General features: G+C 73.7%; 23 protein-coding genes and 1 tRNA gene. 14 read left to right on the top strand and 10 right to left on the bottom strand.

The features are described 5' to 3' along the window. The first annotated feature begins 21 nt into the window (after window positions 1-21). Entirely contained in the window at window positions 22-777 is a 756-nt protein-coding gene (locus ACSBPG_RS10665; protein WP_435537139.1) for an SDR family NAD(P)-dependent oxidoreductase, read from the top strand. Window positions 778-927: 150 nt separating this feature from the next. Here the strand turns inward: ACSBPG_RS10665 and ACSBPG_RS10660 are convergent, their stop codons facing one another. The 3 genes from ACSBPG_RS10660 to ACSBPG_RS10650 form a co-directional block, all read right to left on the bottom strand. Next, entirely contained in the window at window positions 928-1,812 is an 885-nt protein-coding gene (locus tag ACSBPG_RS10660; protein ID WP_435537138.1) for a S49 family peptidase, read from the bottom strand. 97 nt (window positions 1,813-1,909) lie between these two features. Continuing rightward, window positions 1,910-2,662: a tRNA1(Val) (adenine(37)-N6)-methyltransferase gene (locus ACSBPG_RS10655; protein WP_435537137.1), complete on the bottom strand. Its 753-nt coding sequence runs from the start codon at window positions 2,660-2,662 to the stop codon at window positions 1,910-1,912. A 16-nt stretch (window positions 2,663-2,678) separates the two neighbouring features. Beyond that, a complete protein-coding gene (locus tag ACSBPG_RS10650; protein ID WP_435537136.1) occupies window positions 2,679-2,894 on the bottom strand; it encodes a DUF2007 domain-containing protein in 216 nt (71 codons plus the stop codon). Between the two features lie 129 nt (window positions 2,895-3,023). On the opposite strand from ACSBPG_RS10650, the gene ACSBPG_RS10645 reads away from it, so the two are divergent. The 4 genes from ACSBPG_RS10645 to ACSBPG_RS10630 all read left to right on the top strand — a co-directional run bounded on the left by ACSBPG_RS10645 (window position 3,024) and on the right by ACSBPG_RS10630 (window position 4,978). Continuing rightward, window positions 3,024-4,046 (top strand): polyprenyl synthetase family protein, encoded by a 1,023-nt coding sequence (locus ACSBPG_RS10645; protein WP_435537135.1) that lies wholly within the window; start codon window positions 3,024-3,026, stop codon window positions 4,044-4,046. Between the two features lie 97 nt (window positions 4,047-4,143). Continuing rightward, window positions 4,144-4,220: transfer RNA gene (locus ACSBPG_RS10640), tRNA-Pro, on the top strand. A gap of 284 nt (window positions 4,221-4,504) precedes the next feature. After that, window positions 4,505-4,633 (top strand): hypothetical protein, encoded by a 129-nt coding sequence (locus tag ACSBPG_RS10635; protein ID WP_435537134.1) that lies wholly within the window; start codon window positions 4,505-4,507, stop codon window positions 4,631-4,633. A gap of 87 nt (window positions 4,634-4,720) precedes the next feature. After that, complete coding sequence (locus ACSBPG_RS10630; protein ID WP_435537133.1) at window positions 4,721-4,978, top strand: BrnA antitoxin family protein; 258 nt, start codon at window positions 4,721-4,723, stop codon at window positions 4,976-4,978. A gap of 28 nt (window positions 4,979-5,006) precedes the next feature. On the opposite strand, the gene ACSBPG_RS10625 is transcribed toward ACSBPG_RS10630, so the two are convergent. From ACSBPG_RS10625 to budA, 4 genes are all read right to left on the bottom strand, one after another. Then, window positions 5,007-6,647, bottom strand: coding sequence for a tetratricopeptide repeat protein (locus tag ACSBPG_RS10625; protein ID WP_435537132.1), 1,641 nt, complete (start codon window positions 6,645-6,647; stop codon window positions 5,007-5,009). 91 nt (window positions 6,648-6,738) lie between these two features. Next, on the bottom strand, window positions 6,739-7,752 hold the full coding sequence (locus ACSBPG_RS10620; RefSeq protein ID WP_435537131.1) for a DUF6352 family protein: 1,014 nt from the start codon (window positions 7,750-7,752) through the stop codon (window positions 6,739-6,741). 7 nt (window positions 7,753-7,759) lie between these two features. Beyond that, window positions 7,760-8,710: an alpha/beta hydrolase gene (locus ACSBPG_RS10615; protein WP_435537130.1), complete on the bottom strand. Its 951-nt coding sequence runs from the start codon at window positions 8,708-8,710 to the stop codon at window positions 7,760-7,762. 81 nt (window positions 8,711-8,791) lie between these two features. Beyond that, the gene (gene budA, locus ACSBPG_RS10610) at window positions 8,792-9,508 is read right to left on the bottom strand and encodes an acetolactate decarboxylase (RefSeq protein WP_435537129.1); all 717 of its coding nucleotides are present in this window, start codon (window positions 9,506-9,508) and stop codon (window positions 8,792-8,794) included. A 345-nt stretch (window positions 9,509-9,853) separates the two neighbouring features. Here budA and ACSBPG_RS10605 point away from each other — a divergent pair, with 345 nt between their 5' ends. Continuing rightward, entirely contained in the window at window positions 9,854-13,150 is a 3,297-nt protein-coding gene (locus ACSBPG_RS10605) for a response regulator (protein WP_435537128.1), read from the top strand. A gap of 19 nt (window positions 13,151-13,169) precedes the next feature. On the opposite strand, the gene ACSBPG_RS10600 is transcribed toward ACSBPG_RS10605, so the two are convergent. Beyond that, window positions 13,170-14,030, bottom strand: a complete 861-nt coding sequence (locus ACSBPG_RS10600; RefSeq protein WP_435537127.1) for a branched-chain amino acid aminotransferase — start codon at window positions 14,028-14,030, stop codon at window positions 13,170-13,172. A gap of 132 nt (window positions 14,031-14,162) precedes the next feature. Here ACSBPG_RS10600 and ACSBPG_RS10595 point away from each other — a divergent pair, with 132 nt between their 5' ends. After that, entirely contained in the window at window positions 14,163-14,339 is a 177-nt protein-coding gene (locus tag ACSBPG_RS10595) for a hypothetical protein (protein WP_435537126.1), read from the top strand. A gap of 46 nt (window positions 14,340-14,385) precedes the next feature. Here the strand turns inward: ACSBPG_RS10595 and ACSBPG_RS10590 are convergent, their stop codons facing one another. Beyond that, on the bottom strand, window positions 14,386-15,039 hold the full coding sequence (locus ACSBPG_RS10590; protein WP_435537125.1) for a trimeric intracellular cation channel family protein: 654 nt from the start codon (window positions 15,037-15,039) through the stop codon (window positions 14,386-14,388). A gap of 138 nt (window positions 15,040-15,177) precedes the next feature. Between ACSBPG_RS10590 and ACSBPG_RS10585 the strand changes: the two genes are divergently transcribed. The 6 genes from ACSBPG_RS10585 (at window position 15,178) to ACSBPG_RS10560 (ending at window position 20,314) form a co-directional block, all read left to right on the top strand. Beyond that, window positions 15,178-15,870, top strand: a complete 693-nt coding sequence (locus tag ACSBPG_RS10585; RefSeq protein WP_435537124.1) for a class I SAM-dependent methyltransferase — start codon at window positions 15,178-15,180, stop codon at window positions 15,868-15,870. Window positions 15,871-15,952: 82 nt separating this feature from the next. Continuing rightward, window positions 15,953-16,471: a peptide deformylase gene (gene def / locus ACSBPG_RS10580; RefSeq protein ID WP_435537123.1), complete on the top strand. Its 519-nt coding sequence runs from the start codon at window positions 15,953-15,955 to the stop codon at window positions 16,469-16,471. A 26-nt stretch (window positions 16,472-16,497) separates the two neighbouring features. Then, window positions 16,498-17,463 carry a methionyl-tRNA formyltransferase gene (gene fmt, locus ACSBPG_RS10575; RefSeq protein WP_435537122.1) on the top strand — a complete coding sequence of 322 codons (966 nt, stop codon included), beginning with the start codon at window positions 16,498-16,500 and terminating at the stop codon, window positions 17,461-17,463. Further along, window positions 17,445-18,182, top strand: coding sequence for a tRNA pseudouridine(38-40) synthase TruA (truA, locus tag ACSBPG_RS10570; protein WP_435537121.1), 738 nt, complete (start codon window positions 17,445-17,447; stop codon window positions 18,180-18,182). Before fmt ends, truA begins: the two co-directional genes overlap by 19 nt. A 338-nt stretch (window positions 18,183-18,520) precedes the next feature. Continuing rightward, window positions 18,521-18,925, top strand: coding sequence for a hypothetical protein (locus ACSBPG_RS10565; RefSeq protein ID WP_435537120.1), 405 nt, complete (start codon window positions 18,521-18,523; stop codon window positions 18,923-18,925). A gap of 69 nt (window positions 18,926-18,994) precedes the next feature. Next, the gene (locus ACSBPG_RS10560) at window positions 18,995-20,314 is read left to right on the top strand and encodes a branched-chain amino acid ABC transporter permease (RefSeq protein ID WP_435537119.1); all 1,320 of its coding nucleotides are present in this window, start codon (window positions 18,995-18,997) and stop codon (window positions 20,312-20,314) included. 163 nt (window positions 20,315-20,477) lie between these two features. Here ACSBPG_RS10560 and leuC read toward each other — a convergent pair whose 3' ends face one another. Then, complete coding sequence (gene leuC / locus ACSBPG_RS10555; RefSeq protein WP_435537118.1) at window positions 20,478-21,881, bottom strand: 3-isopropylmalate dehydratase large subunit; 1,404 nt, start codon at window positions 21,879-21,881, stop codon at window positions 20,478-20,480. Between the two features lie 190 nt (window positions 21,882-22,071). Between leuC and ACSBPG_RS10550 the strand changes: the two genes are divergently transcribed. Then, entirely contained in the window at window positions 22,072-22,836 is a 765-nt protein-coding gene (locus ACSBPG_RS10550; protein ID WP_435537117.1) for a TrmH family RNA methyltransferase, read from the top strand. Window positions 22,837-22,846 lie beyond the last annotated feature (10 nt).

Raw genomic sequence — 22,846 nt, 5'->3', positions numbered from 1 at the left:
GCCACCCACAGGAGTCGGACCATGACCACGATCACCCTCATCACCGGCGCCAGCCGCGGGCTCGGCCGCAGCGCCGCGCTCGCCGTCGCCCGCCGCGGCGGCGACGTCGTCCTCACCTACCGGAACCGGGCCGAGGACGCCCAGGCCGTCGTCGCCGAGATCCAGGCGATGGGCCGCACGGCGGCCGCCTTCCCGCTCGACGCCGGCGACGTCGCCGCCTTCGCGCCGTTCGCCGAGCGGCTGCGGACGACGCTGCGCGACACCTGGTCGCGCGAGACGTTCGACCACCTCGTCAACAACGCCGGCCATGGCGACTGCGCCCTGATCGGCGAGACCACGGAGGCGCAGTTCGACCGCCTGGTCGACGTCCACTTCAAGGGCGTCTACTTCCTCACCCAGACGCTGCTGCCGCTGATCGCCGACGGCGGCCGCATCGTCAACCTGTCCTCCGGCCTCACGCGGGTGTCCTTTCCCGGCTACGCCGCCTACGCCGCGGTGAAGGGCGCGGTCGAGGTGCTCACCCGGTACATGGCCAAGGAGCTGGGCGGGCGCGGGATCGCCGTCAACACGGTGGCGCCGGGCGCCATCGAGACCGACTTCGGCGGCGGCGCCGTCCGCGACGACGCCGCGGTCAACCGGCTCTTCGCCGGCATGACCGCGCTCGGCCGCGCCGGCGTGCCGGACGACATCGGGCCGATGATCGCGAGCCTGCTGTCCGACGACAACCGCTGGGTGACCGCGCAGCGGATCGAGGTCTCCGGCGGCCAGGGCATCTGATACGGGTCGCGGATGATCGGTGCGATCATCCGCGACCCATAAAACCCGGCAGATCAATGCAATAGCATTGATCGAGAGAGGCATACGAATGAAGCCTTCAGGCGGAATTCGTATGACCGCGGCGCTCCGGAGCGCCGGCCCGCCCGGCCGTCACAGGCCGAAGCGGGCCCACAGCGCCCGCTCCTCGACCGCCGTCAGGGCCGCGTCGACCAGCCCGGCGGCGAGCCCGGCAGGGAGTGCCGGGGCTGGCGCGGCCGCGTCGACGCGCAGGCGCATGCGGCGCAGCAGCCCCTTGTTCTCCTGCACCGGCCGCAGCCGCACCGTGTCGCCGAAGCGGGCGCGCAAGGTGCCCCGCAGGTCGCCGATGCCGTCGATCAGCCCGAGGTCCAGCGCCCGGCGCCCGGCCCAGAAGGCGCCGGAGAACAGCTCCTCCTCCGGCGCGTTGAGGCGGCCGTCGCGGCGGCCGCGCACCATCGCCTTGAAGGCCTCGTGGATCTCCGCCTGGATCGACTTGAGGTGGGCGATGCCGTCCTCGCGCTCCGGCGAGAAGGGGTCGAGCAGCACCTTCTTGTCGCCGGCGGTGTGCAGGCGCCGTTCCACCCCGTGCTTCTCGATGAAGCCGTGCAGGCCGAAGCCGGAATAGACGACGCCGATGGAGCCGACGATCGAGCTCTCGTCGGCGAAGATCTCGTCGGCGGCGCAGGCCAGCCAGTAGCCGCCGGACGCCGCCACGTCCTCGCAGAAGGCGATCACCGGCACCGTCTTCTCCGCCGCCAGGTCGCGGATGCGCTTGGCGATCAGCGAGGACTGGACGGGCGAGCCGCCGGGCGAGTTGACGACGAGCGCCACCGCCGCCTGCTGCTTCGGCGCGAAGGCGCGTTCCAGGAGCGGCGCCACACTGGCCAGCGTGAGGCCGCGGCGCAGCGGGCCGACGTCGCCGATGACGCCGTTCAGGCGCACCACGGAGACCAGCGGCCCGCGCGTGCGCCACGGGCCGAAGGGGAGCTTGGCGAGGAGGGAGCGGTTTTCGGTCATGGCTTTCCAACGGTGAGCCTCCCCAACATGGGGACGGCCCCGCTGAAGATCAAAGGCGTCACCCCGGGGCGTCACCCCGGGGCGTCACCCCGGGGCGTCACCCGGCCAGGGCGGCGGCGTCGCGCAGCACGGCGTCGGCCTCGGCCGTGAAGGCGCCGTCGGGGCCGTGCAGCGCCAGCCCCGGCGCCAGCCGCGCCGGGCCGCGGCCGCCGCGCTGGGCGGCGACCAGCAGGCGCTTGGCGTCCTCCCCCGCCTTGGGCCACAGCGGGAACAGCAGCACGCCGCCGAAGCGACCGTGCAGCAGGGCCAGCACCTCGTCCAGCCGGTCGGCGCGGTGCACCAGGGTGAGCCAGCCGCGGGCCCGCAGCATGGCGGCGGCGAAGGCGATCCAGTCGGCCAGGCGCGCCTCACCCTCGACGTTGGCGGCGGCCTTCCAGGCGCCGGGCGGCGGCGTCGCCGCGTCGGCCCGGAGATAGGGCGGATTCATCATCGCCCGGTCGAAGGAGCCGGGGGCGAGGATCGGCGGCGGCCGCAGCAAATCGCCCGCATAGACCATCACCCGCCCCTGCATGCCGTTGCGTGCGGCGTTGTGCCGCGCCGCCTCGGCGATCTCCGGCTCCTTCTCCAGCGCCATGATGCGCACGCCCGGCACCCGCGCCGCCAGGCACAGCGCCGCCGCCCCCGTCCCGGTGCCGACGTCGAGCACCCGCTCGCCCGGCTGGGCGGCGGTGAAGGCGGCCAGCAGGACCGGGTCGATGGCGGCGCGGTAGCCGTGGCGCGGCTGCACCAGGCGCACCCGGCCGCCCAGCAGCAGGTCCTCTTCGAAACCGTCCGGCACGTCGGCGCTCATCGCGGCACCTTTGCGCTCATGGGCCGGCCTCCTCGCCCGCCTGGGCCAGCACGCGCCGCGCCAGCGCCTCGTCCTCGGCGAGGACCATCAGGCGGCGGGGGATGGCGCCGATCGAGCCCTCGAGGACGCTGGTGTGGGTGTCGAGCACCACCGCCGCGACCCCGGCGTCGGCCAGCAGGGCGGTCAGCCACGACAGCCGGACGGCATCGGTCGTCCGCAGGATTTCCCTCATGCCGTGCCGTTCCCCCCTGCCCCGCCCCTTTTCCCCGAGGGCGCCGCCGTGCAGCAGACTTGACCGAAGAGGCGCCGCCAGTATGCTCGCTGCCGGGTACAGCCACGTCAATCATCATTGGAGTCGGCCTTGGCGGTCGTCACGAATCTCGATCCGCACCGGCGCAAGTCTTCGACGACGCCGCTCGACGACCTGACGGCCCTGGTCGCCGACGATCTGGCGGCGGTCAACGACATCATCATCGCCAACATGCAGTCGCCGGTGGCGCTGATCCCGCAGCTCGCCGGCTACATCGTGGCGGCCGGCGGCAAGCGGCTGCGCCCGGTGCTGACCCTGGCGTCGGCGCGGCTGTGCGGCTACGGCGGCGAGCACCACCGGCTGCTGGCGGCGGTGGTGGAGTTCATCCACACCGCCACCCTGCTGCACGACGACGTGGTGGACGAGAGCGACCTGCGCCGCGGCCTGGCCTCGGCCAACGCCGTGTTCGGCAACAAGGCCAGCGTGCTGGTGGGCGACTTCCTGTTCTCCCGCTCCTTCCAGATGATGGTCGAGGTGGGCTCGCTGGACGTGCTGCGCATCCTCGCCAACGCCTCGGCCGTGATCGCCGAGGGCGAGGTGCTGCAGCTGCAGACCAGCAACGACACCGAGACCAGCGAGCAGGCCTACCTGGAGGTCATCAAGGGCAAGACGGCCGAGCTGTTCGCCGCCGCCTGCCGGGTCGGCGCCGTCGTCGCCGGCCGCCCCCAGGCCGAGGAGGCGGCGCTCACCGACTACGGCATGAATCTCGGCATCGCCTTCCAGCTCGTCGACGACGTGCTGGACTATTCGGCCAAGCAGGCCAAGCTGGGCAAGACGGTGGGCGACGATTTCCGCGAGGGCAAGATCACGCTGCCCGTCGTGCTCGCCTTCCGCCGCGGCAACGACGAGGAGCGCGCCTTCTGGCGCCGCACCATGGAGGAGTTGGAGCAGCGCGACGGCGACCTGGAGCGCGCCCAGGAGCTGATGGCCCGTCACGGCGCGCTCAAGGACACGGTCGAGCGGGCCCGCCACTACGGCGCCATCGCCCGCGATTCCCTGCGCCTGTTCGCCGACGCGCCGGTCAAGCGGGCGATGCTGGAGGTCATCGATTTCGTCATCGATCGCGAATTCTGAGGCGCGCCATTTTGCGCTTGCGCGCCCCAGACCGAGCCGCTATATACGCGGCCTCACCGGGACGGACCGCTGACCCGCGGCCCCGACCGGAACGGACCGGAGAGTAGCTCAGCCTGGTAGAGCACTGCTTTCGGGAGGCAGGGGCCGGAGGTTCGAATCCTCTCTCTCCGACCAACAGGACAACGCCCGGCGGTTCCACGGAACCGCCGGGCGTTTTCGTTTCGCAGTCGCATTCCGGGCCAGTACGGTACGGTGCAGCCCGCAAAGGGTGGCTACCCCAGCGCGGCTTCGCGCAGCTTGGGGCCGGAAACCTCGACGGTCATGCCCACCCTGTCCCGCATTGCCTTTTTTGTACGTACGAAAGGTCCGTGCCCGCCGGATTTTTGTATGGACGATAAATCCCATGAACATCACCTTCGCCCCCCGTCAAGCGTGACAACACCCCGACGGAGCGGGGCTTGGACGTCGCCGACGCGGTGGAGGTGTTCGCCGATGTGACCGTCGACATCCCCGATGGGCGGCGGGACTGTGGCGAGGGCCGCATCGTTTCGATCGGACACCCGGGGGGGGGGGCCGGATGGTGGTGATCGTGTGGACGCCGCGCGGCGACGCACGGCACGTCATTTCCATGAGGAAGGCCAATGACCGGGAAAAAGCGCGCTTTGGGCAGCGACTTGGCGAAGGTTGACGCTCACGTCATCCAGCCCGAGGAGTACGAGGAGGTGCCGGAGGTCACCGATGAGATGTTCGCCCGCGGCACCGTCACGGAAGGGGGCAAGCCGGCACGGCGCGGACGGCCACCGGCCGACGCAACGAAGACGCCGACGACGATCCGTCTGGACGCCGACGTGTTGGCCCATTTCAAGGCCACCGGGCCGGGCTGGCAGACGCGCATCAACGAGGCGCTGCGCCCGGCCGCCGGCCTGTCCTGACGTGGCGGATGGCGCACCGGGGCGCCGTTCAGCGGGAAACGCCGGCCGCCGCCCATTCCCGCAGCGCCGCGGCGACGCGGTCGACCACCTCGGCCCAGTCGCCGGGGGCGCGCTGGTGGAACAGGCGCAGGGTCGGGTACCAGGGGCTGTCCTCGCGGTCGAGCAGCCAGCGCCAGCAGCCGCCGAAGCGCGACAGCACCCACACCGGCCGGCCCAGCGCCCCGGCAAGGTGGATCACCGAGGTGTCGACGCCGATCACCAGGTCGAGGTTGGCGACCAGCGCCGCCGTGTCGGCGAAGTCGGCGACCCCGCCCATGGGGTCCACGAGGTCCATCCCGGCGGGCGGCGCCTTGGCCTGCTTCGCCGCCTCGCCGTCCTTCTGCAGGCTGTAGAAGCGCACGCCGGGAATGCCGGCCAGCGGCGCCAGCTGGGCCAGGGTCATCGAGCGGCGGCGGTCGATGGCGTGGGCGGAGGGCAGCTCCGTGCGCGGGTTGCCGGCCCACACCAGGCCGACCCTGAGGCCGGGCGCCGCGGCCAGGCGGGCCCGCCACGCCTCGGCCAGGGCGGGGTCGGCCCGCAGGTAGGGCACGCGGGCGGGAACCGTCGCCAGGCGCGTGCCGAGGGCCTGGGGCAGGCTGAGCAGCGGCGCGTGCAGGTCGGCCTCGGGCGGCGGCGTGCCGGTCGCCACCACCGCCTCGACCCCCGGCAGGCCGCTGAACAGGCGCACCAGCGGGGCCGGCACGTCGAGGATCACCCGCCCGCCCGCCTCGGCCACCAGCGGCGCGTAGCGCACGAACTGCAGGCAGTCGCCGAGCCCCTGCTCGCCGTGCAGCAGGATGCGCCGGCCCTCCAGCGGCTCGCCGCGCCAGGCCGGCTGGGCGAAGCGGCGCAGGCTCGGCCGCATGGAGGCGAGCAGCCAGCGCCACTCGTACTTGGGCCAACCCCGCTCGAAGTCGCCGAGCGCCAGCAGCGCCAGCGACAGGTGCCACTGCGCCTGGACGTGGCGGGGATCGCGCGCCACCGCCCGCTCCAGGCAGGCGACGGCATCCGCCGCCCGCCGCTGGTCGAGCAGGCAGACGCCGAGGTTCGCCAGCACGTCCGGGTCCTCGGGGGCGCGGTCGAGCGCCCGGCGGTACCACGCCTCGGCCTCGGCGAAGCGGTCGGCCTCGCGCAGGGCGTTGGCGTAGTTGACGAGGACGTGGGCGCCGGCGCCGGGCTGGACGGCCAGCGGTTCGAGGAAGGCGATGGCCTCGCCGGCCCGGCCGGCGTCGACCAGGGCGCCGCCGAGATTGCCGCGGGCGTCGGCGTGGGCGGGATCGTTGCCGAGCGCCCGGCGGAAGAAGGCGATGGCCTCGTCGCGCCGGCCGCGCGCCTGCATGACCATGCCCAGGTTGTTGAGGACGTTGGGATCGTTGGGCGCCATGCGCTGGGCGCGGCGCAGCAGGGCCTCCGCCTCCTCGTGCCGCCCCCGGGCCTGGAGGATGGCGCCGAGGTTGACGTAGGCCGGCCCGGTCTCCGGCCGCCGCGGCGCCGCCTCGATCTGCCGCCGGTACAGGGCCTCGGCCTCGTCGATCCGGCCGGCCTGGTGGAGCCGGATGGCGGTGGCCATGTCGGCCGGTGCCCGGTCGGCCGAAGCCCTGTCGGTCGGTGCCCTGTCGGTCGGTGCCATGAGCGGTGCGTCGTCTGCGGCGGCGGTGAACGGGTGCGGCCCCTCTATAGCAGATCGCCGCCGCCCCGGCGAACCCTTCGCCCGGGAGCGCTCAGGAGGCCGCCGCCAGGGGAAGGTTGACCAGCAGGTTCTGCGGCTTCAGGCGCACCCGCCGGTCCGCCGTCATGGCGAGCGCCAGGTAGACCGGCCGGCCGGCGATGTCGGCGCGCATGGCGGCGGGATCGGCGAACTCCAGGCGGAACAGCGCCAGCACGCGGGCCAGCCGCTCCTCCTCCACCGCCGCCCCGTGGTAGAGGTCGTTGAGGATGGCCGAGCCCTCGGCGTCCAGCCCGACGTGCCACACCCAGCGCTCGTCGCGGATCGTCTGCACCGGCTGGATGCTCACCCGGACGGCCAGGAAATGGGCGACCCAGGCCTCCAGAACCCGGGCCAGCGCGTCGAGCCCGGCGGCGCCGAAGGTGATGTCGAGCACGGTGTCGTAGCGCCCGCTGCGCGCCCAGTACGCCTCCTGGGAGCGTTCGTCGAGCACGTCGAGATCCACCGAGCGCGGCGCCGTGCCGGCCTCCACCACCAGCCGGCCGAGGCTGCCGAAGCCGCCGGAGGCGGCGTGCATCGCCACCGTCTCGGCGTCGGCCAGGCGCACCCGGCCGTCCTGGAGGGCGACGGTCTGGGCGCGGAACAGCAGCTCGCCCGCCCGCGCCCGCAGGCCGGACGGCGTGCCGTCCAGCACGCCGCGCAGGATGGCGTGGACGAGATGGTCGACGAACAGCCCCGGGACGCCCCGCGCCGCCGCGCGGAACAGGGCGAGATAGGCAGCCTCCAGGGTGCCGGCGGCGAGCAGGCGGTCGCGGAAGGCCAGCCACACCCGCCAGTTCTCGCGCGCGTCGGCGTCGGCCAGGGCCGCCACCTCGGCCGCCGCCACCGGGCGGGCCGGCGCGGCGTCCAGCGCGGCGTGCAGCGCCCGCTCGGCCGGGCAGCTCTCCGCCACCGGCGCCATCTCCGGCCGGTTCAGGTAGGCGCGCAGGAAGTCCTCGGTCACCGTCAGCCGGCCGTCGGCGTCGCGGCCGAGGAGGTGGTAGCCGGACTCGGTCCAGAAATCGGGCATGGTCATCCTAGGAAGCGAGCGTGGGGGCGAGGAACGCGTCGACGTCGCGCCACACCCGGTCGCGGATGGCGTCGCGCTCCATCAGCACCTCGTGGCGGGCCTCGGGATAGAGGGTCACGGTGCAGCGGCCGAAGCGCCGCGCCACCGCGGGGTGGGCCGCGGCGTCGACGATGCGGTCGCCGGGGGCGCTGAGGAGCAGCACCGGATGGCGCACCCGCCCGAGCGGCAGGGTCGTGCGCACCGCGGCGGCGGCGCGGAAGGCGGCGCGCAGCCAGCCGTAGGTGACGCCGCCGACCCGCAGCTCCGGCCGGGCGCGGTAGGCGTCGTGGAAGACGGCGTAGCGGGCGGGATCGCCGGTGATCGGGTTGTCCGGGGTGAAGGCGCCGTCGCGGGCGGGATCGTAGTCGCGCTGCCCCGGCGCGTAGGCGGTGGCGAAGCCGGCGGCGCAGGCGCCGGCCGCCAGCGGCGGCGCCAGGCGCGCCGTCCAGGGTCCCAGCGCGATGCCGAACATCGGCGCCGACAGGACCGCGGCGGCGAAGCGGTCGGGCCGGTCGGCGAGGTGGAGCGTCGCCGCCATGCCGCCCATGGAATGGGCCATCAGCAGCAGCGGGCCGGCGGCCCGCGGCAGGACGACGCGGTCGACGAACAGGGCGAGGTCGTCGCGCAGCACCGCGAAGTCGTCGAGATGGTGCTTCTGCGGGTTGGCCAGCGGCCGCGACGACAGTCCCTGATTGCGCCAGTCCAGCGAGAACACCTGCAGGCCGCGGCGCAGCAGCGTCTCCGCCGTTTCCTGGTACTTCTCGACGAACTCGGCGCGGCCGGTCAGCAGCACCACGGTGCCCCGCGGCGGGCCGGCCGGACGCCACCGGGCGGTTCGCATCACCGCGCCGTCGGCCGCCTCCAGGCTGCCGAACTCCGGCGCCGCTCCCACCGCCGCCGCTGCCATCGCCTCCGCCATGACGTCCTCCGCCGCCGCACTGGCGCGGATTGAAGCATCCCCGCCCCCGCCGGTCCAGCCCGCAGGCCGCCGGGCGCCGGATCAGCGCTCCACGGCGGCGAGGTCGGCGTCGAGGTCGCGGCTGCGCTCCATGGTCAGGAAATCGAGGGTCATCGGCATCTCCAGCCGGACCGCCGCGGCGTGCTGCAGCCGCACCGTGACGTCGCGCGCCGCCGCCGCCAGCAGGTGGCCGCCGTGGCGGCGGTCGTCCGACAGGAAATGGAGATGGAAGCCCGGCACGTGCAGGGAGCTCAGGAACCCCGGCGTCCAGAAGCCGACCAGGGTGCCGTCGAGGTCGGCGTGCTCGAACACCGTCTGGGTCTTCGCCACCTCGGCCAGCGGCCGGTAATTGTCCTGGCGCGGCACCGAGCGCACCCGCACGGCGTCGAACCGCCCCTCGACGCGCACCGCGTAGACCAGGTTGTCGGTCGGCAGCAGGCGGTGCAGCGCCGCCTCCAGCCGGTCGGCCGGGATGGGGTCGGCGAGGCGTTCGGCGGTGTCGCCGACGAAGGTCGTCACGCAGGCGAAGGGCGTCTGCACGGCGTCGTCGACGGTGGCCGCCGTGCCGTCGGCGCGGAGCTGCCAGACCGTGCCGTCCAGCACCACCATCTCGCCGTCCAGGTCGTTGAAGGTGCCCAGGCCGAAGTCGCCGTTGGCGCGCACCCGGCCGACGGTGGTGTCCTCGCGGTAGATCCCTTCCACCAGCGCGGCGATGGGGGCCGAAATGTAGAGCGGCGGGCGCGGCGGGGTGGTGGCCATGGCATCCTCGGCGGCTGTGGGAGGGACGGCCGCAGAGTGCCACGGGCGGGCGGCGGCGGCACGACGATGTCGCACCGCGTCCTTGCGAAATCGATCCCCGGTTCTGCGGGAGTCGCTCCGGGTGCCGGCCTTGACAGCGGCCCGAGCGATGGAAGAAATGGGAGCCGAACCGGCGTCGCCGGCCAGGTCCAGGGGATGCGCGAGCGTGCGGCCCGGTGACGACGACCGTGCAGCCATGCCCGTCCCGCCCCGCGTCGGCACGATCGGCGGACCGGATGCCCGGTCCGGCTCCCATGGCAACCTGCGCCTGCGGTGGCGCCGGCCGGGCATGAAGGACACGTCACGATGAGCGACGCAGAGGCGAATCGGGGCCGGGGCGCGGCCGGGCTCGGGCTTCGCGGCCGGCTGCTCCTCGGCTTTCTCGTGTGCGTGCTGCTGGTCGCCGGCGTCGGCGGCTTCGGCTGGTACCGGCTGGACCGCACGGTCGAGCTGTCGCGGACCTTCTCCGACTTCGCCTCGCCCCTGCTGCACGAAAGCGGCGGGGTGGCCAACGACCTCGCTCGCGCCGAGCTGGTGGTCGCGCTGGCGCTGCGCGAACGGGCCACCGGCGACACGACGGCCGTCGCCGAGATCGACGCCCTCGCCGCCGCCTCCGACCGCCACCTCGCCCGGATGGCCGCGCTGGCGGCGGCGTTCGACGGGCGGATCGCCGTCGACGACACGGCGGGCCTCGCCCGGACCTTCTTCGCCCAGGCCCGGGCCACCCTGGCGAGCCGCGCCGACAGCAACCGCAAGGAGGAGGTCGCCGACCGCCGGCGGCAGGACTTCGACTGGCTGCTGGTCGACGTCAGCCGGCGCATCCGCCGCGTCGTGCAGGGCCTGGAGATCCGCATCAACGAGCTGGAGGACGGCACCCGCACCACCATCCAGGCGGGTCGCGCCTCGGTCGACGACCTCGGCGACCTGATCGGGACGATCTTCTACGAGCTGTTCCAGTCGCTGCAGAACGCCAACCGCAGCCTGGAGTACCTCGGCGAGGTCGACGCCGCCGTCGCCGGCTACATGACGGAAACCAACGGCGAGCGCTTCGCCGCCCTCGACGGGAAGCTGACCGCCGCGCTGGACGGTCTGGAGGCGCGCACCCGGCGCCTCGTCGCCCGGCTGCGCGGCGGCGACCAGGCCGCCTCGGTCGACGGCCTGGCCGAGGACGTCGCCGCGCTGCGCGCCGGGCTGTTCGGGGAGGCCGGGCTGATCGCCGCCCACCGCGCGTTCGTCGCCGCCAACCGGACGGCGCGGGGGGAAGAGGCGGCGCTGGGCGCCACCGGCGCGCAGCTCGCCCCGCGCCTGCAGGCGCTGCGGAGCACGGCGCTGGCCATCAACGACGAGACCAGGACCAGGCTGGCCGCCGGTTCGCTGTCGGCCAGCGTCACCATCCTCGCGGTGGTGCTGGCGGCCTCCCTCGCCGCCGTCGCCTTCTCCGTCCTCTCCGCCGACGCCCTGACCCGCCCGCTGCTCGCCCTGAAGCGGGCCATGGACCGTCTGGCCGGCGGCGATTACGCGGTCGCGGTGCCGTCCGGCGGCGGCGTGCGCGAGGTCGCCGCCATGGCGCGCGCGGTCCAGGTGTTCCAGCAGCACATGCAGCAGCGGGTGCGGGCCGAGGCCGCGCTGGCCCAGGCCAAGCAGGCGGCCGAGGCGGCCAGCCGCGCCAAGAGCGACTTCCTGTCCAACATGAGCCACGAGATCCGCACGCCGATGAACGCCATCATCGGCTTCTTCTACCTGCTGGAGCAGACGGAGCTGCAGCCGCTGCAGAAGGACTACGTGGGCAAGGCGCGCATGTCGGCGCAGTCGCTGCTCGCCATCCTCAACGACATCCTCGACTTCTCGAAGATCGAGGCCGGCCGGATGGAGCTGAGCGAGGAGTCGTTCCGCCTCGACGACCTGATGAAGACGCTGGCGGCGATGACCGCCGTCAACGCCCGCGGCAAGGACATCGAGGTGCTGTTCCGCATCGCGCCGGGCACGCCGCTGTCCCTGGTGGGCGACGCGCTGCGCCTGCAGCAGGTGCTGACCAACCTGGCCGGCAACGCCATCAAGTTCACCGAGCGGGGCGAGGTGGTGCTGTCGGTCGAGCCGCTGGAGACCCGGGACGGCCGCACCCTGCTGACCTTCGCCATCCGCGACACCGGCATCGGCATCCCGGCCGAGCACCAGCGGATGATCTTCGACGCCTTCTCGCAGGCGGAGAGCACCACCAGCCGCCGCTTCGGCGGCACCGGCCTCGGCCTGGCGATCTGCCGGCGCCTGGTCGAGCTGATGGGCGGCACCATCGCGGTGGAGAGCGAGCCCGGCCGCGGCAGCACCTTCCGCTTCACCGTCCCCTTCGCCTGCGGCCCCGCGGCCTCCGAGGCGCCCGACCCGGTCCGCCGCGTGCCGCGCAACCTCAAGGTGCTGGTCGCCGACGACAACCCGGTCGCCCGCGAGGTGATGGCGGCGATGATCGCGCCTTTCGGCTGGACGGTCGTGGTCGCCGGCTCCGGGCGGGAGGCGCTGGCCGCCGTCGCCGAGGCGGCGGCCGGCAAGCCGTTCGACCTGCTCCTGCTCGACTGGTGCATGCCCGAGGTGGGTGGGCGCGACATCGTCCGCCATCTGCGGGAACACTGCCGGCCCGAGGAGGTCCCCCTGATCCTCGTGGTCACCGCCTTCGAGTACGAACGGGTGCGGCGCGAATCCGGCGGCGACACGCTGATCCGCGACATCCTGACCAAGCCGGTGACGCCGTCGGTCCTGCTCGACGCCGTCGCCGGCGTCTGCGCGGTGCGCGGCGTCGCGGACCCGGCGCCGGCGCCGGCGGCCGCGGAGTCCGCCGCCGCGCTGGACGGCCTGTCGCTCCTGCTGGTCGAGGACAACACCATCAACCAGGTCGTCGCCTGCCGCATCCTGGAGAGCGCCGGCGCCCGGGTCACCGTCGCCGCCAGCGGCCACGAGGCCGTCCAATGCCTCGCCGCCCCCGCCGCCGCGTTCGACGCCGTGCTGATGGACATCCAGATGCCCGGCATGGACGGCTACGAGGCCACCCGGGCCATCCGCGACGACCTGGGGCTCGGCGAGCTGCCGATCATCGCCATGACCGCCAACGCCATGGCGGCGGACCGCGAACGCTGCCTGGCCGCCGGCATGAACGACCACGTCGGCAAGCCGTTCGAGGTCGCCGCGATGCTGCGGGTGGTGGCGCGCCACGCCCGCCGCCCGGCCGCCGCGGAGGCGGCGGAGGCCGCGGACGCCGGCGTTCCGGAGATCGACCTGGACCGGGCGCTGGCCACCACGGCCGGCGACCGCGATCTCATGCAGCGGCTGATGGCGATCTTCGCCGACACCTACGCCCCCCTCGTGGCGGCGCTGCCGCGGATGCTGGCGGACGGCGACCTCGCCACGGTCGGCGTCAAGGCCCACGACCTCAAGGGCGTTGCGGGCAACGTCGGCGCCATCGGCCTGTCGGCGGCGGCGGAGCGGCTGCTGGTGGCGGTGCGGACCGGCGACCGCGGGGCGGCGGAACGGGCCGGCGAGGAGGTCTGCCGCCTGCTGCCGGTCGTCGTGCGGTCGACGCGCCGGCTGGCCGATCGCCGGCCGGCGCTGCCGTGACGCCGCCCGCGCCGGGGGCTCAGCGGTGGGCGAACTCCCAATAGAGGGCCCGCGCCCGGGCGGCCATCGGGCCGGGCTGGACGTGGCGGTCCTCGACCCGCGTCACCGGCACCACCTTGGCGTAGTTGCCGGTGGAGAACACCTCGTCGGCGTCCAGGACGTCGCGGAACGACAGGGTGCGCTCCTCAACCGGCACGCCGGCGTCGCGCAGCAGCCCGATCACCCGCTGGCGGGTGATGCCGTTGAGGAAGGTGCCGTTGGGAACCGGCGTGGACACCACCCCGTCGCGCGCGATGAACAGGTTGGCGGTGGCGAACTCCGCCACGTTGCCGATGGGGTCGAGCATGATGGCGTTGTCGAAGCCGCGCTCGCGCGCCTCCTTCAGCGCCAGGCCGGCGTTGGGATAGAGGCAGGCCGCCTTCGCCTCGGTGGGCGCGCTGCCCGGGGCGGGGCGGCGCCGGCTCGACAGGCAGGCGGTGAAGCCGGTCGCCGCCGGCAGCGCCATCTCGTGCAGGGTGAGCGCGAACACGGTGCTGTCCGGGTCGGGGGCCACGAACCCGGACTCGGCGTAGAACATGGGCCGGATGTAGAGCGCCGCGTCGCGGGGGAAGCGGCGGATGCCCTCCCAGCACAGCTCCTCGATCTCGCCGGCCGTCACCATCGGCGCCAGCCCCATGGCGTGGGCCGAGCGGATCGCCCGCTGGCAGTGGAGGTCGAGATCGGGCGCCACCCCCTCGAAGGCCCGCGCGCCGTCGAACACGGTCGACGCCAGCCACATGGCGTGGTCCATGGGGCCGACGATGGCGGGGTTCCCCTCCAGCCACTCCCCGCGGAAATAGGTGAGCGCGTGCGCAGCCTCACCGTTGCCGTGCCCGGCCATTGGATTCCTCCCTTCGTGTGCGGCGGCTTGTCCCGGAAAGCATACCCCCTCATCGCGGTCGGTCAACGGCGACCGAAGGCCCATTCGTCTGTTGAGCGGATCCCTGCCGAACGTCAGAGGAGGACCGATCCCATGCCGATCCCGCAGACCCCGCGCCCGCTTCGCCCCGCCCAGCCTCCCAACGAGGACCTGCCGACCCGCCGGCCGGCCACCGACAACCCCGACCTCGCCAACCCGGGCCCCGGCCTCGGCGACGTCCCCAGCCCGGCGACCGACGTGCCGCCCGCCGTCGACCCCGGAAGGGTCTGACGTCAACAGCGCGGCCCGTCCTTGGTTCGCGCCCGCCCCCCCGGCCTTACGAGCCGGGTGCGCGCGGCGCGCTCCAGTTGCGCAGGACGCTGACCACCCGCAGCAGGAAGGCGGCCGCCACGGCGACCGCCGCCACCGGCAGGTCGGGCAGGTCGAGGCGGCTGCCGGCGATCACCACCAGCGCCGCCAGCAGGGCGGCCGAGGCGTAGATCTCCTCGCGCAGGACGCGGGGGATCTCGCTGACCAGGACGTCGCGCAGCACGCCGCCGCCGATGCCGGTGATCACCGCGATCACCGCCGCCGGCAGCGGCGCCAGGCCGTAGAGCAGCGCCTTCTGGCAGCCGGCCACGGCGAACAGGCCGAGCCCCAGGGCGTCCAGCACCATCACCGGCTTGCCCAGCCGGTTGACCACGGGATGGAAGAAGAAGGCCGCCAGGCCCGACGCGACGGCCGCCCAGAGATAGCGGTCGTCGCGGAAGGTCGCCGGCGGCACCGAGCCGAGGATGGCGTCGCGCACCACGCCGCCGGCGAGCGCCGCCGCCATCGCCAGAACCAGCACCCCGAACACGTCGAGCCGGTGGCGCACCGCCAGGGTGCCGCCGCTCAGGCCGAAGACGAAGACGCCGATCAGGTCCATCCACAGCAGCAGGGTGGGCACGTCGAGCGCGGCGGGAAGGGCGACGGGAAGCGGTTCGGGCATGGCGGGCGTGCGGACGGCGGTGGGGATCGGATGGCGCCTTGATAGCGCGCTTTCACGCACCTGTCGAAGCGTCAGCGGCACTGGTCCGCCACCGGCATCGGGCGTACTGTTCGGCGAGCCGCGAAGGAGACGTCCGCCATGAACGCCGCACCGCCCGTGATCGACCACATCGATCTCATCGCCGAGCACGTCGCGCTGAAGGGATGCCGCGCCGTCGACATCGGCTGCGGCAAAGGGGCGCTGGTCCGCCAGCTGGCGGCGCGCGGCGCCGACGTGACGGGCATCGAGATCTCCGCCGGCAAGCTGGCGGCGGCCCGGGCGGTCGCGCCGGAGGCCGGCGAGCGCTACGCCGAGGGGCTGGCCGAGGCCCTGCCCTTTGCCGACGCCAGCCTCGACCTCGCGGTGTTCCTGTTCAGCCTGCACCACGTCCCCGAGGCGGTCCACCGCGACGCCCTGGCCGAGGTGCGCCGGGTGCTGGTGCCGGGCGGCCATCTCTGCATCGGCGAGCCGCTGCCGGCCGGCCCGTTCTTCGAGCTGCTGCTGCCGGTGCACGACGAGACGGCGGTGCGCGCCGCCGCCCAGCACACGGTGGCGCTGGCCCCGTCCCTCGGCTTCGCGCCGGTGGCGACGCGCTTCTACTCGCGCCCCCGGGCCTTCGACGATTTCGCCGCCCTGAAGACGCACGTGCTCGCCGTCGATCCCGCCCGCGGCCCGGCCTTCGCCGCCCATGAGGGCACGCTGCGGGAGGGCTTCCACCGTCTGGCGGAACCCCTCGACGGCCGCTGGGTGCTCGACCAGCCCTGCCGGATGGACGTGCTGCGCCGGCTGTAGCGCGTGCGGTCGCTTCCTTGACGCACTGCGGTGGCTTGCATATTTTTCTCGTTTCAATCTCCACAGCACCCGTTCGGACCCCATGGCCACCCTGCCGATCCTCATCGCCCCCGACCCGCGCCTGAAGCAGAAGGCGAAGCCGGTCGACGCCGTCGACGCGCGCATCGCCAAGCTGATGGACGACATGCTGGAGACGATGTACGACGCCAACGGCATCGGCCTGGCGGCGCCGCAGGTCGGCGTGCTGGAGCGGGTCATCGTCGTCGACGTCCACGAGCGCGACGAGCCGCCCAGCCCGCTGCAGATGGCCAACCCGGAGATCGTCTGGTCGTCCGACGAGATCGTGCCCTGCGAGGAGGGCTGCCTGTCGATCCCCGACCAGTACGCCGAGGTGATGCGGCCCAAGGCCGTGCGCGTGCGCTACCTCGACAAGCGGAACGAGGTCCAGGAGCTGGCGGCCGACGGCATGCTGGGTGTCTGCATCCAGCACGAGATCGACCACCTCAACGGCACCCTGTTCGTCGACCGGCTGTCGCTGCTCAAGCGCAACATGATCATGCGCAAGCTGCAGAAGCAGCAGCGCCAGAAGGCGACCGCCTGATCCCCCCGTCCCAGTCGAGCGTCCCGATGCCCCCCCTTCGCCTCGTCTTCATGGGCACCCCCGACTTCGCGGTGCCCAGCCTGCGGGCGCTGATCGACGCGGGGCACCAGGTGGTGTGCGTCTACAGCCAGCCGCCGCGTCCGGCCGGGCGCGGCCAGCAGGTGCAGCCGTCGCCGGTCCACCGCTTCGCCGAGGCGCACGGCATTCCCGTGCGCACGCCGAAGTCCCTGCGCAACGCCGAGGCCCAGGCCGAGTTCGCGGCGCTCGCCGCCGACGCCGCGGTGGTCGCCGCCTACGGGCTGATCCTGCCGCAGCCGGTGCTCGACGCGCCGCGGCTCGGCTGCCTCAACGTGCACGGTTCGCTGCTGCCGCGCTGGCGGGGCGCCGCCCCGATCCAGCGGGCCATCCTCGCCGGCGACGGCGAAACCGGCATCACCATCATGCAGATGGACGCCGGCCTCGACACCGGGGCGATGCTGCTGGCGGAATCCGTGCCCATCACCGGCACCACCACCGCGGCCACCCTGCACGACGCCCTGGCGGCGCTGGGGGCGCGGCTGATCGTCGCCGCCCTGGACGGGCTCGCCGCCGGACGCCTGACGCCCCGCCCGCAGCCGCAGGAAGGCGTCACCTACGCCGCCAAGCTCACCCGCGAGGACGGACGGCTCGACTGGAACGGCGACGCCGCCGCCATCGACCGGCAGGTGCGCGCGCTGACGCCGTGGCCCGGCTGCTGGTTCGAGGCGGCCGGCGAGCGCATCAAGGTGCTGGCCGCCGAACCCCTGGACGGGGCGGCGGACGGGGCGGCTCCGGCCGCCCCCGGCACCCTGCTGGACGAGGCGCTGACCGTCGCCTGCGGCCGCGGCGCGGTGCGGCTGACCCGGGTGCAGCGGCCGGGCAAGGCGGCGGTCGACGGCGCGGCGTTCCTGCGCGGCTTCTCGCTGTCCCCCGGCAGCGTCCTGGGCGGGCCGCCGTGGCGCGCTGGAAGCTGACCGTCGAGTACGACGGGCGCCCCTTCTGCGGCTGGCAGCGGCAGGACAACGGCCCGTCCGTGCAGCAGGCGCTGGAGGAGGCGTTCGCGCGCCTGACCGGGACGGCCGTGCGCGTCCACGGCAGCGGGCGCACGGACGCCGGCGTGCACGCCCTCGGCCAGGTGGTCCATGCCGACGTCGACAAGCCCTTCACCCCGGACAAGATCCGCGACGCCCTGAACTTCCACCTGCGGCCCTGGCCGGTGGCGGTGCTGCTGGCCGAGCCGGCCGCCGAGGAGTTCCACGCCCGCCTCAGCGCGCTTGGCCGCAGCTATCTCTACCGCATCCTCAACCGCCGGCCGCCGCCCACCGTCGACGCCGGGCGGGTCTGGCACGTGCAGCGCCGGCTCGACGCCGCGGCGATGGACGCGGCCGCCCGGGTCCTGGTGGGACGGCACGACTTCTCCAGCTTCCGCGCCTCCCTGTGCCAGGCGCGCTCGCCGGTGAAGACGCTCGACCGGCTGGAGGTGGTCCGCGCCGGCGACGAGGTCCACGTGCACGCCGCCGCCCGTTCCTTCCTGCACCATCAGGTGCGCAACATGGTCGGCACCCTGGAGCTGGTGGGCGCCGGCAAATGGACGGCGGACGACGTGCGCCGGGCGCTGGAGGCCCGCGACCGCAGCAAGGCGGGTCCGACGGCCCCGCCCGACGGGCTCTACTTCGTCGCCGCCCGCTACTGAGCGCGGCGGGGGCGCGCCTCTCCAAACGGCGAATCACCTTCGGAGAGATTGCCGCCGGCCCCCGCCCGGATCATACCGGAGCCTTCGATCTTCGACGAAGGAGGCCGACCATGATGGACCGGCTGTTGACTCTCGGCACGTTCGCCACCGTGGCCCTGCTGTTCCCGGTGATCTGGGCGGTGACGTCGCGCGACGACCGGCCCGTGGCCCCCGTGCCGCCGCCGGCCTGAGCCGCCGCCGTTACCATCCGTTACACGAGGCCGGTCCGCCGGACACACTCCCGTTACCGAAGCGGCGTTCAATGGCGTCATGACGCCAACGTCGAAAGGGAGTGTGTCATGAACCGCATCCTTCGCATCGCCATGCTGGCCGGTACGGCCATCGTGCTGGCCGGTGGCATCGCCGTCGCCACCGATGCGGCGGCGCGCGGCGGCTCTCCCGGCGGCTACGGGGCGGGCGGCTGCTGGCAGACCGCCCAGGCGCAGCCGGGCATGGGCCAGGGCCGCGGCATGGGGCCGGGCGCCGGCGCCGGTGCCGGTCCGGGCCGGATGTTCACCATGCTGGACGCCGATGGGAACGGTGCCGTCAGCCTGCCGGAGTTCCTGGCCGGGCCGCAGGGCCGCTCGGGGGTCGATCCGCAGCTCATGGCCCAGCACCGCACCCAGCGCTTCCAGCAGTTGGACCGCAACGGTGACGGGTCGCTGACCCCGGACGAGCTGGGGCCGGGCGTCCAGCTGCAGTAGACGGCGGGAACTGGCGGACCGGCCGGGGGCGCTGATAAGCTGGCGTCCCCAACCGTCCGAGTGCCGTCCTTGGCCCGTCCGCCTCCCGCCTTGCTGCTGCTCCTCCTGCCGGGACTCGCCGCGTGCGGCGTCGACCGCGACCAGGCGCAGGCGTGCCGCCGCTTCATCCCCGCCTTCGAGGCCGACCCGGCGGCCGTCCGCGTCGTCGAGGAGGCCTACGTCGACGACGCCCTGCGGCTGCGCTACACCACCGGCGGCGGCGAACACTGGATCGCCTGCCGCTTCGCCGGTCGCTACCTGGACCAGGGGCGGCTGGAGGTCACCGGGGTGGCGACCGACCGCACCGGACCGCTGACCGGCATGCGCTTCCTGATGCTGCGCCTGTGGGCCGAGCTGCCGGCGCACGGGCGGCCCGGCCCGGCCGTCGACGCGGCGGCGGACCGGCCGGAGGCTCCGCCCAGCCGATGGGCGCCGGCGGCGTTCTTCGCCCAGCAGACCGTCAACGCGGCGACCTTGGCCTGCGTCTACGGGCTGCTCGCCATCGGCTACACCCTGGTCTACGGCATCCTCGGCCAGATCATCCTGGCGATGGGCGAGCTGACGATGATCGGCGCCATGCTGGCCGCCATGGCGGCGGCCGGGCTCGCCGTGCTCGGGCTGGCGACCTTGCCGGCGGCGCTGCTGGCGGCACTGGTGCTGGTGATGGCGTTCACGGCGGTCCACGGCTGGACCATGGACCGGCTGGTGTTCCGCCATGTCCGCGGGGTGCACACGCACACGCCGCTGATCGCGGCGATCGGCCTCTCCATCGCCCTGCAGGAGGGCGTGCGCCTGCTGCACGGTGCGCGCGAATGGTGGCCGCGCCCGGTCTTCGCCACCCGCCACGACCTGTGGACGGCCGGCCACTTCACGGTGACGGCGCTGACCTCGCAGGCGGTGATCCTCGCCCTCACGGCGCTGCTCTATCTCGGTCTGCGCCGGGCCATGGCGCGCACGGCGTACGGCCGCGCCCACCGCGCCTGTGCCGACGACGTCGGCGCCGCCGCCCTGATGGGACTCGACATCGACCGCACCGTGGCGGTCACCTTCGCCGTCGGCGGGGCGTACGCCGCGGCGGCCGGCTTCGTGATCGCCCTCTACTACGGGGGGATCAACTTCTTCACCGGCTATCTCATCGGCTTCAAGGCGCTGGCCGCGGCGGTGGTCGGCGGCATCGGCTCGATCCCCGGCGCCCTGCTCGGCGCGGCGCTGCTGGCCCTGCTCGAGACCTTCTGGTCGGCGTACGGGCCGCTCGCCTACAAGGACGTCGCCGGCTTCGCCCTGCTGACCCTGTTCCTCATCCTGCGCCCGCACGGCCTGCTGGGCACCCGCGCCGGCCGCGGCGACTGATACGGTTGGCGGATGATCGGTTCGCTCATCCGCGAACCGTAAAACCCGGCAGATCAATGCAACAGCATTGATCGAGAGGAGCATACGAATGACGCCTTCAGGCGGAATTCGTATGACGCGGGAAGAAGGGCGCCCCGCCGGGAAGCGGGGCGCCCGGGCCGCCCTACAGCGACCGCACGTCGGTGAGATGGCCGGTCACCGCCGCCGCCGCCGCCATCGCCGGGCTGACGAGGTGGGTGCGGCCGCCGCGCCCCTGCCGTCCCTCGAAGTTGCGGTTCGAGGTGGAGGCACAGCGCTCGCCCGGCGACAGCCGGTCGGCGTTCATCGCCAGGCACATGGAACAGCCGGGCTCGCGCCACTCGAAGCCGGCCTCGGTGAAGACCTTGTCCAGGCCCTCCTCCTCCGCCTGCTCCTTGACCAGGCCGGAGCCGGGAACGACCAGGGCGCGGATGCCCTCGGCCACCTTGCGGCCCCGGGCGACCGCCGCGGCGGCGCGCAGATCCTCGATCCGGCCGTTGGTGCAGGAACCGATGAAGACCGTGTCGACCTTCACCTCGCTCAGCGCCTGGCCCGGCGTCAGCCCCATGTACTCCAGCGACCGCTGGACGGCGGCGCGCTTGCCGGCGTCGGCGATGTCGGCGGGATCGGGGATCACCGCGGTGATCGGCAGCACGTCCTCCGGGCTGGTGCCCCAGGTGACCTGCGGGACGATGTCGGCGGCGTTCAGCACGACCGTGGTGTCGTAGCTCGCCCCCTCGTCCGAGGGAAGGGTCTTCCAGTAGGCCACCGCCTGCTCCCAGGTGCCGGCCTTGGGCGCCAGGGGACGGCCCTTCAGGTACTCGAAGGTGGTCTCGTCCGGGGCGATCAGGCCGGCGCGCGCACCTCCCTCGATGGCCATGTTGCAGACCGTCATGCGGCCTTCCATGGTCAGGCCGCGGATCGCGTCGCCGGCGAACTCGATGACGTGGCCGGTGCCGCCGGCGGTGCCGATGCGGCCGATCACGGCCAGCACGATGTCCTTGGCGGTGACGCCCGGCGGCAGCGCGCCGTCGACCCGGACCAGCATGTTCTTGGCCGGCTTCTGCAGCAGGGTCTGGGTGGCCAGCACGTGCTCGACCTCGGAGGTGCCGATGCCGAAGGCCAGCGCGCCGAAGGCGCCGTGGGTGGCGGTGTGGCTGTCGCCGCAGACGATGGTGGCGCCGGGCAGCGTGAAGCCCTGCTCGGGGCCGACGATGTGGACGATGCCCTGGCGGACGTCGTCCATCGGGAAGTAGCGGATGCCGAAGTCGCGGGCGTTCTTGTCGAGCGCCGCCACCTGGATGCGGCTCTCCTCGTCGTCGATGCCCTTGGAGCGGTCGGTGGTCGGCACGTTGTGGTCGGGCACCGCCAGCGTCTGCTCCGGCTGGCGCACCGCGCGGCCGGCCATGCGAAGCCCCTCGAACGCCTGCGGGCTCGTCACTTCGTGGACGAGGTGGCGGTCGATGTAGAGGATGCAGGTGCCGTCATCCTGGCGATGGACGACGTGGCTGTCCCAGATCTTGTCGAAAAGCGTGCGGGGCTTGGACATGGTGGCTTCTCTCTGGCGGAGCACTGGCCGGACCTTCGGTGGTAAACGGTCCGGGGATCGCACAATAGCCATGTGCATCCCGCCCGACAAGCGATCAGCCTCGGGCGCTCACGCCGACGGTCCTGGACAGGAGCGGCGCGGTCGGGCAAGACGGGGCGACGTCCCGCCGCCCCGAGAAGCCCGCCCGACGATGCCCCGGCCGCCGCTCCTGATCGAAAGCCCGCAGAACCCGCGCTTCAAGCTGTGGGAGTCGCTGCTGGAGAGCCGCGGCCTGAAGAAGCACGGCCAGTTCCTGCTGGCCGGCCTGAAGACGGTGCCGGAGGCGCTGGCCCGCCATCCCGACCGCTTCACCGCCGTGCTGAGCGACGCGCCGGAGCGGCTGGCGGGCTGGCCGCTGCCGGCCGGCCTGGAGGTGGTGCAGCTCGCCCCGGCCCTGTTCCGCCGCCTCGACGCCGCCGGAACGGGCTTCCCGCTGCTGCTGGGCCGCGTCCCCGCCATGCCCGCGGCCGACCTCGCCCGCCCGCCGCAAGGGCTGGAGCTGGTCTGCGCCCTGAGCGATCCCAGCAACCTCGGCGCGCTGCTGCGCAGCGCCGCCGCCTTCGGGGTGCGGCGGGTGGTGCTGCTGGAGGAATCGGCCCACCCCTTCCATCCCAAGTGCCTGCGCGCCGCCGCCAACGCCCAGTTCGCCCTGACCCTGCTGCGCGGCCCCCGCTGGCCGGCCCTCAACGATGCCGCCGGTCCGCTGGTGGCGCTCGACGGCGGCGGCGCGGATCTCACCCGCTTCGCCTGGCCCGCCGACCTGCGCCTGGTCCTCGGCGAGGAGGGCCAGGGGGTGCCGGCCGGCCTGCCGGCGCTGCGCCTGGCGGTGCCGACCACCGGCGCGGTGGAGTCCCTCAACGCCACCGTCGCCGCGAGCGTGGCGCTGTTCGCCTGGCGGGCGGCGACGAACGTGTGACGGCGGCACC

The sequence above is a fragment of the Azospirillum sp. ST 5-10 genome, from assembly GCF_051225715.1.
Classification (GTDB): domain Bacteria; phylum Pseudomonadota; class Alphaproteobacteria; order Azospirillales; family Azospirillaceae; genus Azospirillum.
This window is presented reverse-complemented; position numbering and strand designations above follow the sequence as displayed.

What these genes read in the sequence shown, in the direction of transcription:
- ACSBPG_RS10665 (WP_435537139.1), top strand. Translation starts at nt 22, where the DNA reads ATGACCACGATCACCCTCATCACCGGCGCCAGCCGCGGGCTCGGCCGC.
- ACSBPG_RS10660 (WP_435537138.1), bottom strand. Translation starts at nt 1,812, where the DNA reads ATGACCGAAAACCGCTCCCTCCTCGCCAAGCTCCCCTTCGGCCCGTGG.
- ACSBPG_RS10655 (WP_435537137.1), bottom strand. Translation starts at nt 2,662, where the DNA reads ATGAGCGCCGACGTGCCGGACGGTTTCGAAGAGGACCTGCTGCTGGGC.
- ACSBPG_RS10650 (WP_435537136.1), bottom strand. Translation starts at nt 2,894, where the DNA reads ATGAGGGAAATCCTGCGGACGACCGATGCCGTCCGGCTGTCGTGGCTG.
- ACSBPG_RS10625 (WP_435537132.1), bottom strand. Translation starts at nt 6,647, where the DNA reads ATGGCACCGACCGACAGGGCACCGACCGACAGGGCTTCGGCCGACCGG.
- ACSBPG_RS10620 (WP_435537131.1), bottom strand. Translation starts at nt 7,752, where the DNA reads ATGCCCGATTTCTGGACCGAGTCCGGCTACCACCTCCTCGGCCGCGAC.
- ACSBPG_RS10615 (WP_435537130.1), bottom strand. Translation starts at nt 8,710, where the DNA reads ATGGCGGAGGCGATGGCAGCGGCGGCGGTGGGAGCGGCGCCGGAGTTC.
- budA (WP_435537129.1), bottom strand. Translation starts at nt 9,508, where the DNA reads ATGGCCACCACCCCGCCGCGCCCGCCGCTCTACATTTCGGCCCCCATC.
- ACSBPG_RS10605 (WP_435537128.1), top strand. Translation starts at nt 9,854, where the DNA reads ATGAGCGACGCAGAGGCGAATCGGGGCCGGGGCGCGGCCGGGCTCGGG.
- ACSBPG_RS10600 (WP_435537127.1), bottom strand. Translation starts at nt 14,030, where the DNA reads ATGGCCGGGCACGGCAACGGTGAGGCTGCGCACGCGCTCACCTATTTC.
- ACSBPG_RS10595 (WP_435537126.1), top strand. Translation starts at nt 14,163, where the DNA reads ATGCCGATCCCGCAGACCCCGCGCCCGCTTCGCCCCGCCCAGCCTCCC.
- ACSBPG_RS10590 (WP_435537125.1), bottom strand. Translation starts at nt 15,039, where the DNA reads ATGCCCGAACCGCTTCCCGTCGCCCTTCCCGCCGCGCTCGACGTGCCC.
- ACSBPG_RS10585 (WP_435537124.1), top strand. Translation starts at nt 15,178, where the DNA reads ATGAACGCCGCACCGCCCGTGATCGACCACATCGATCTCATCGCCGAG.
- def (WP_435537123.1), top strand. Translation starts at nt 15,953, where the DNA reads ATGGCCACCCTGCCGATCCTCATCGCCCCCGACCCGCGCCTGAAGCAG.
- fmt (WP_435537122.1), top strand. Translation starts at nt 16,498, where the DNA reads ATGCCCCCCCTTCGCCTCGTCTTCATGGGCACCCCCGACTTCGCGGTG.
- ACSBPG_RS10565 (WP_435537120.1), top strand. Translation starts at nt 18,521, where the DNA reads ATGAACCGCATCCTTCGCATCGCCATGCTGGCCGGTACGGCCATCGTG.
- leuC (WP_435537118.1), bottom strand. Translation starts at nt 21,881, where the DNA reads ATGTCCAAGCCCCGCACGCTTTTCGACAAGATCTGGGACAGCCACGTC.
- ACSBPG_RS10550 (WP_435537117.1), top strand. Translation starts at nt 22,072, where the DNA reads ATGCCCCGGCCGCCGCTCCTGATCGAAAGCCCGCAGAACCCGCGCTTC.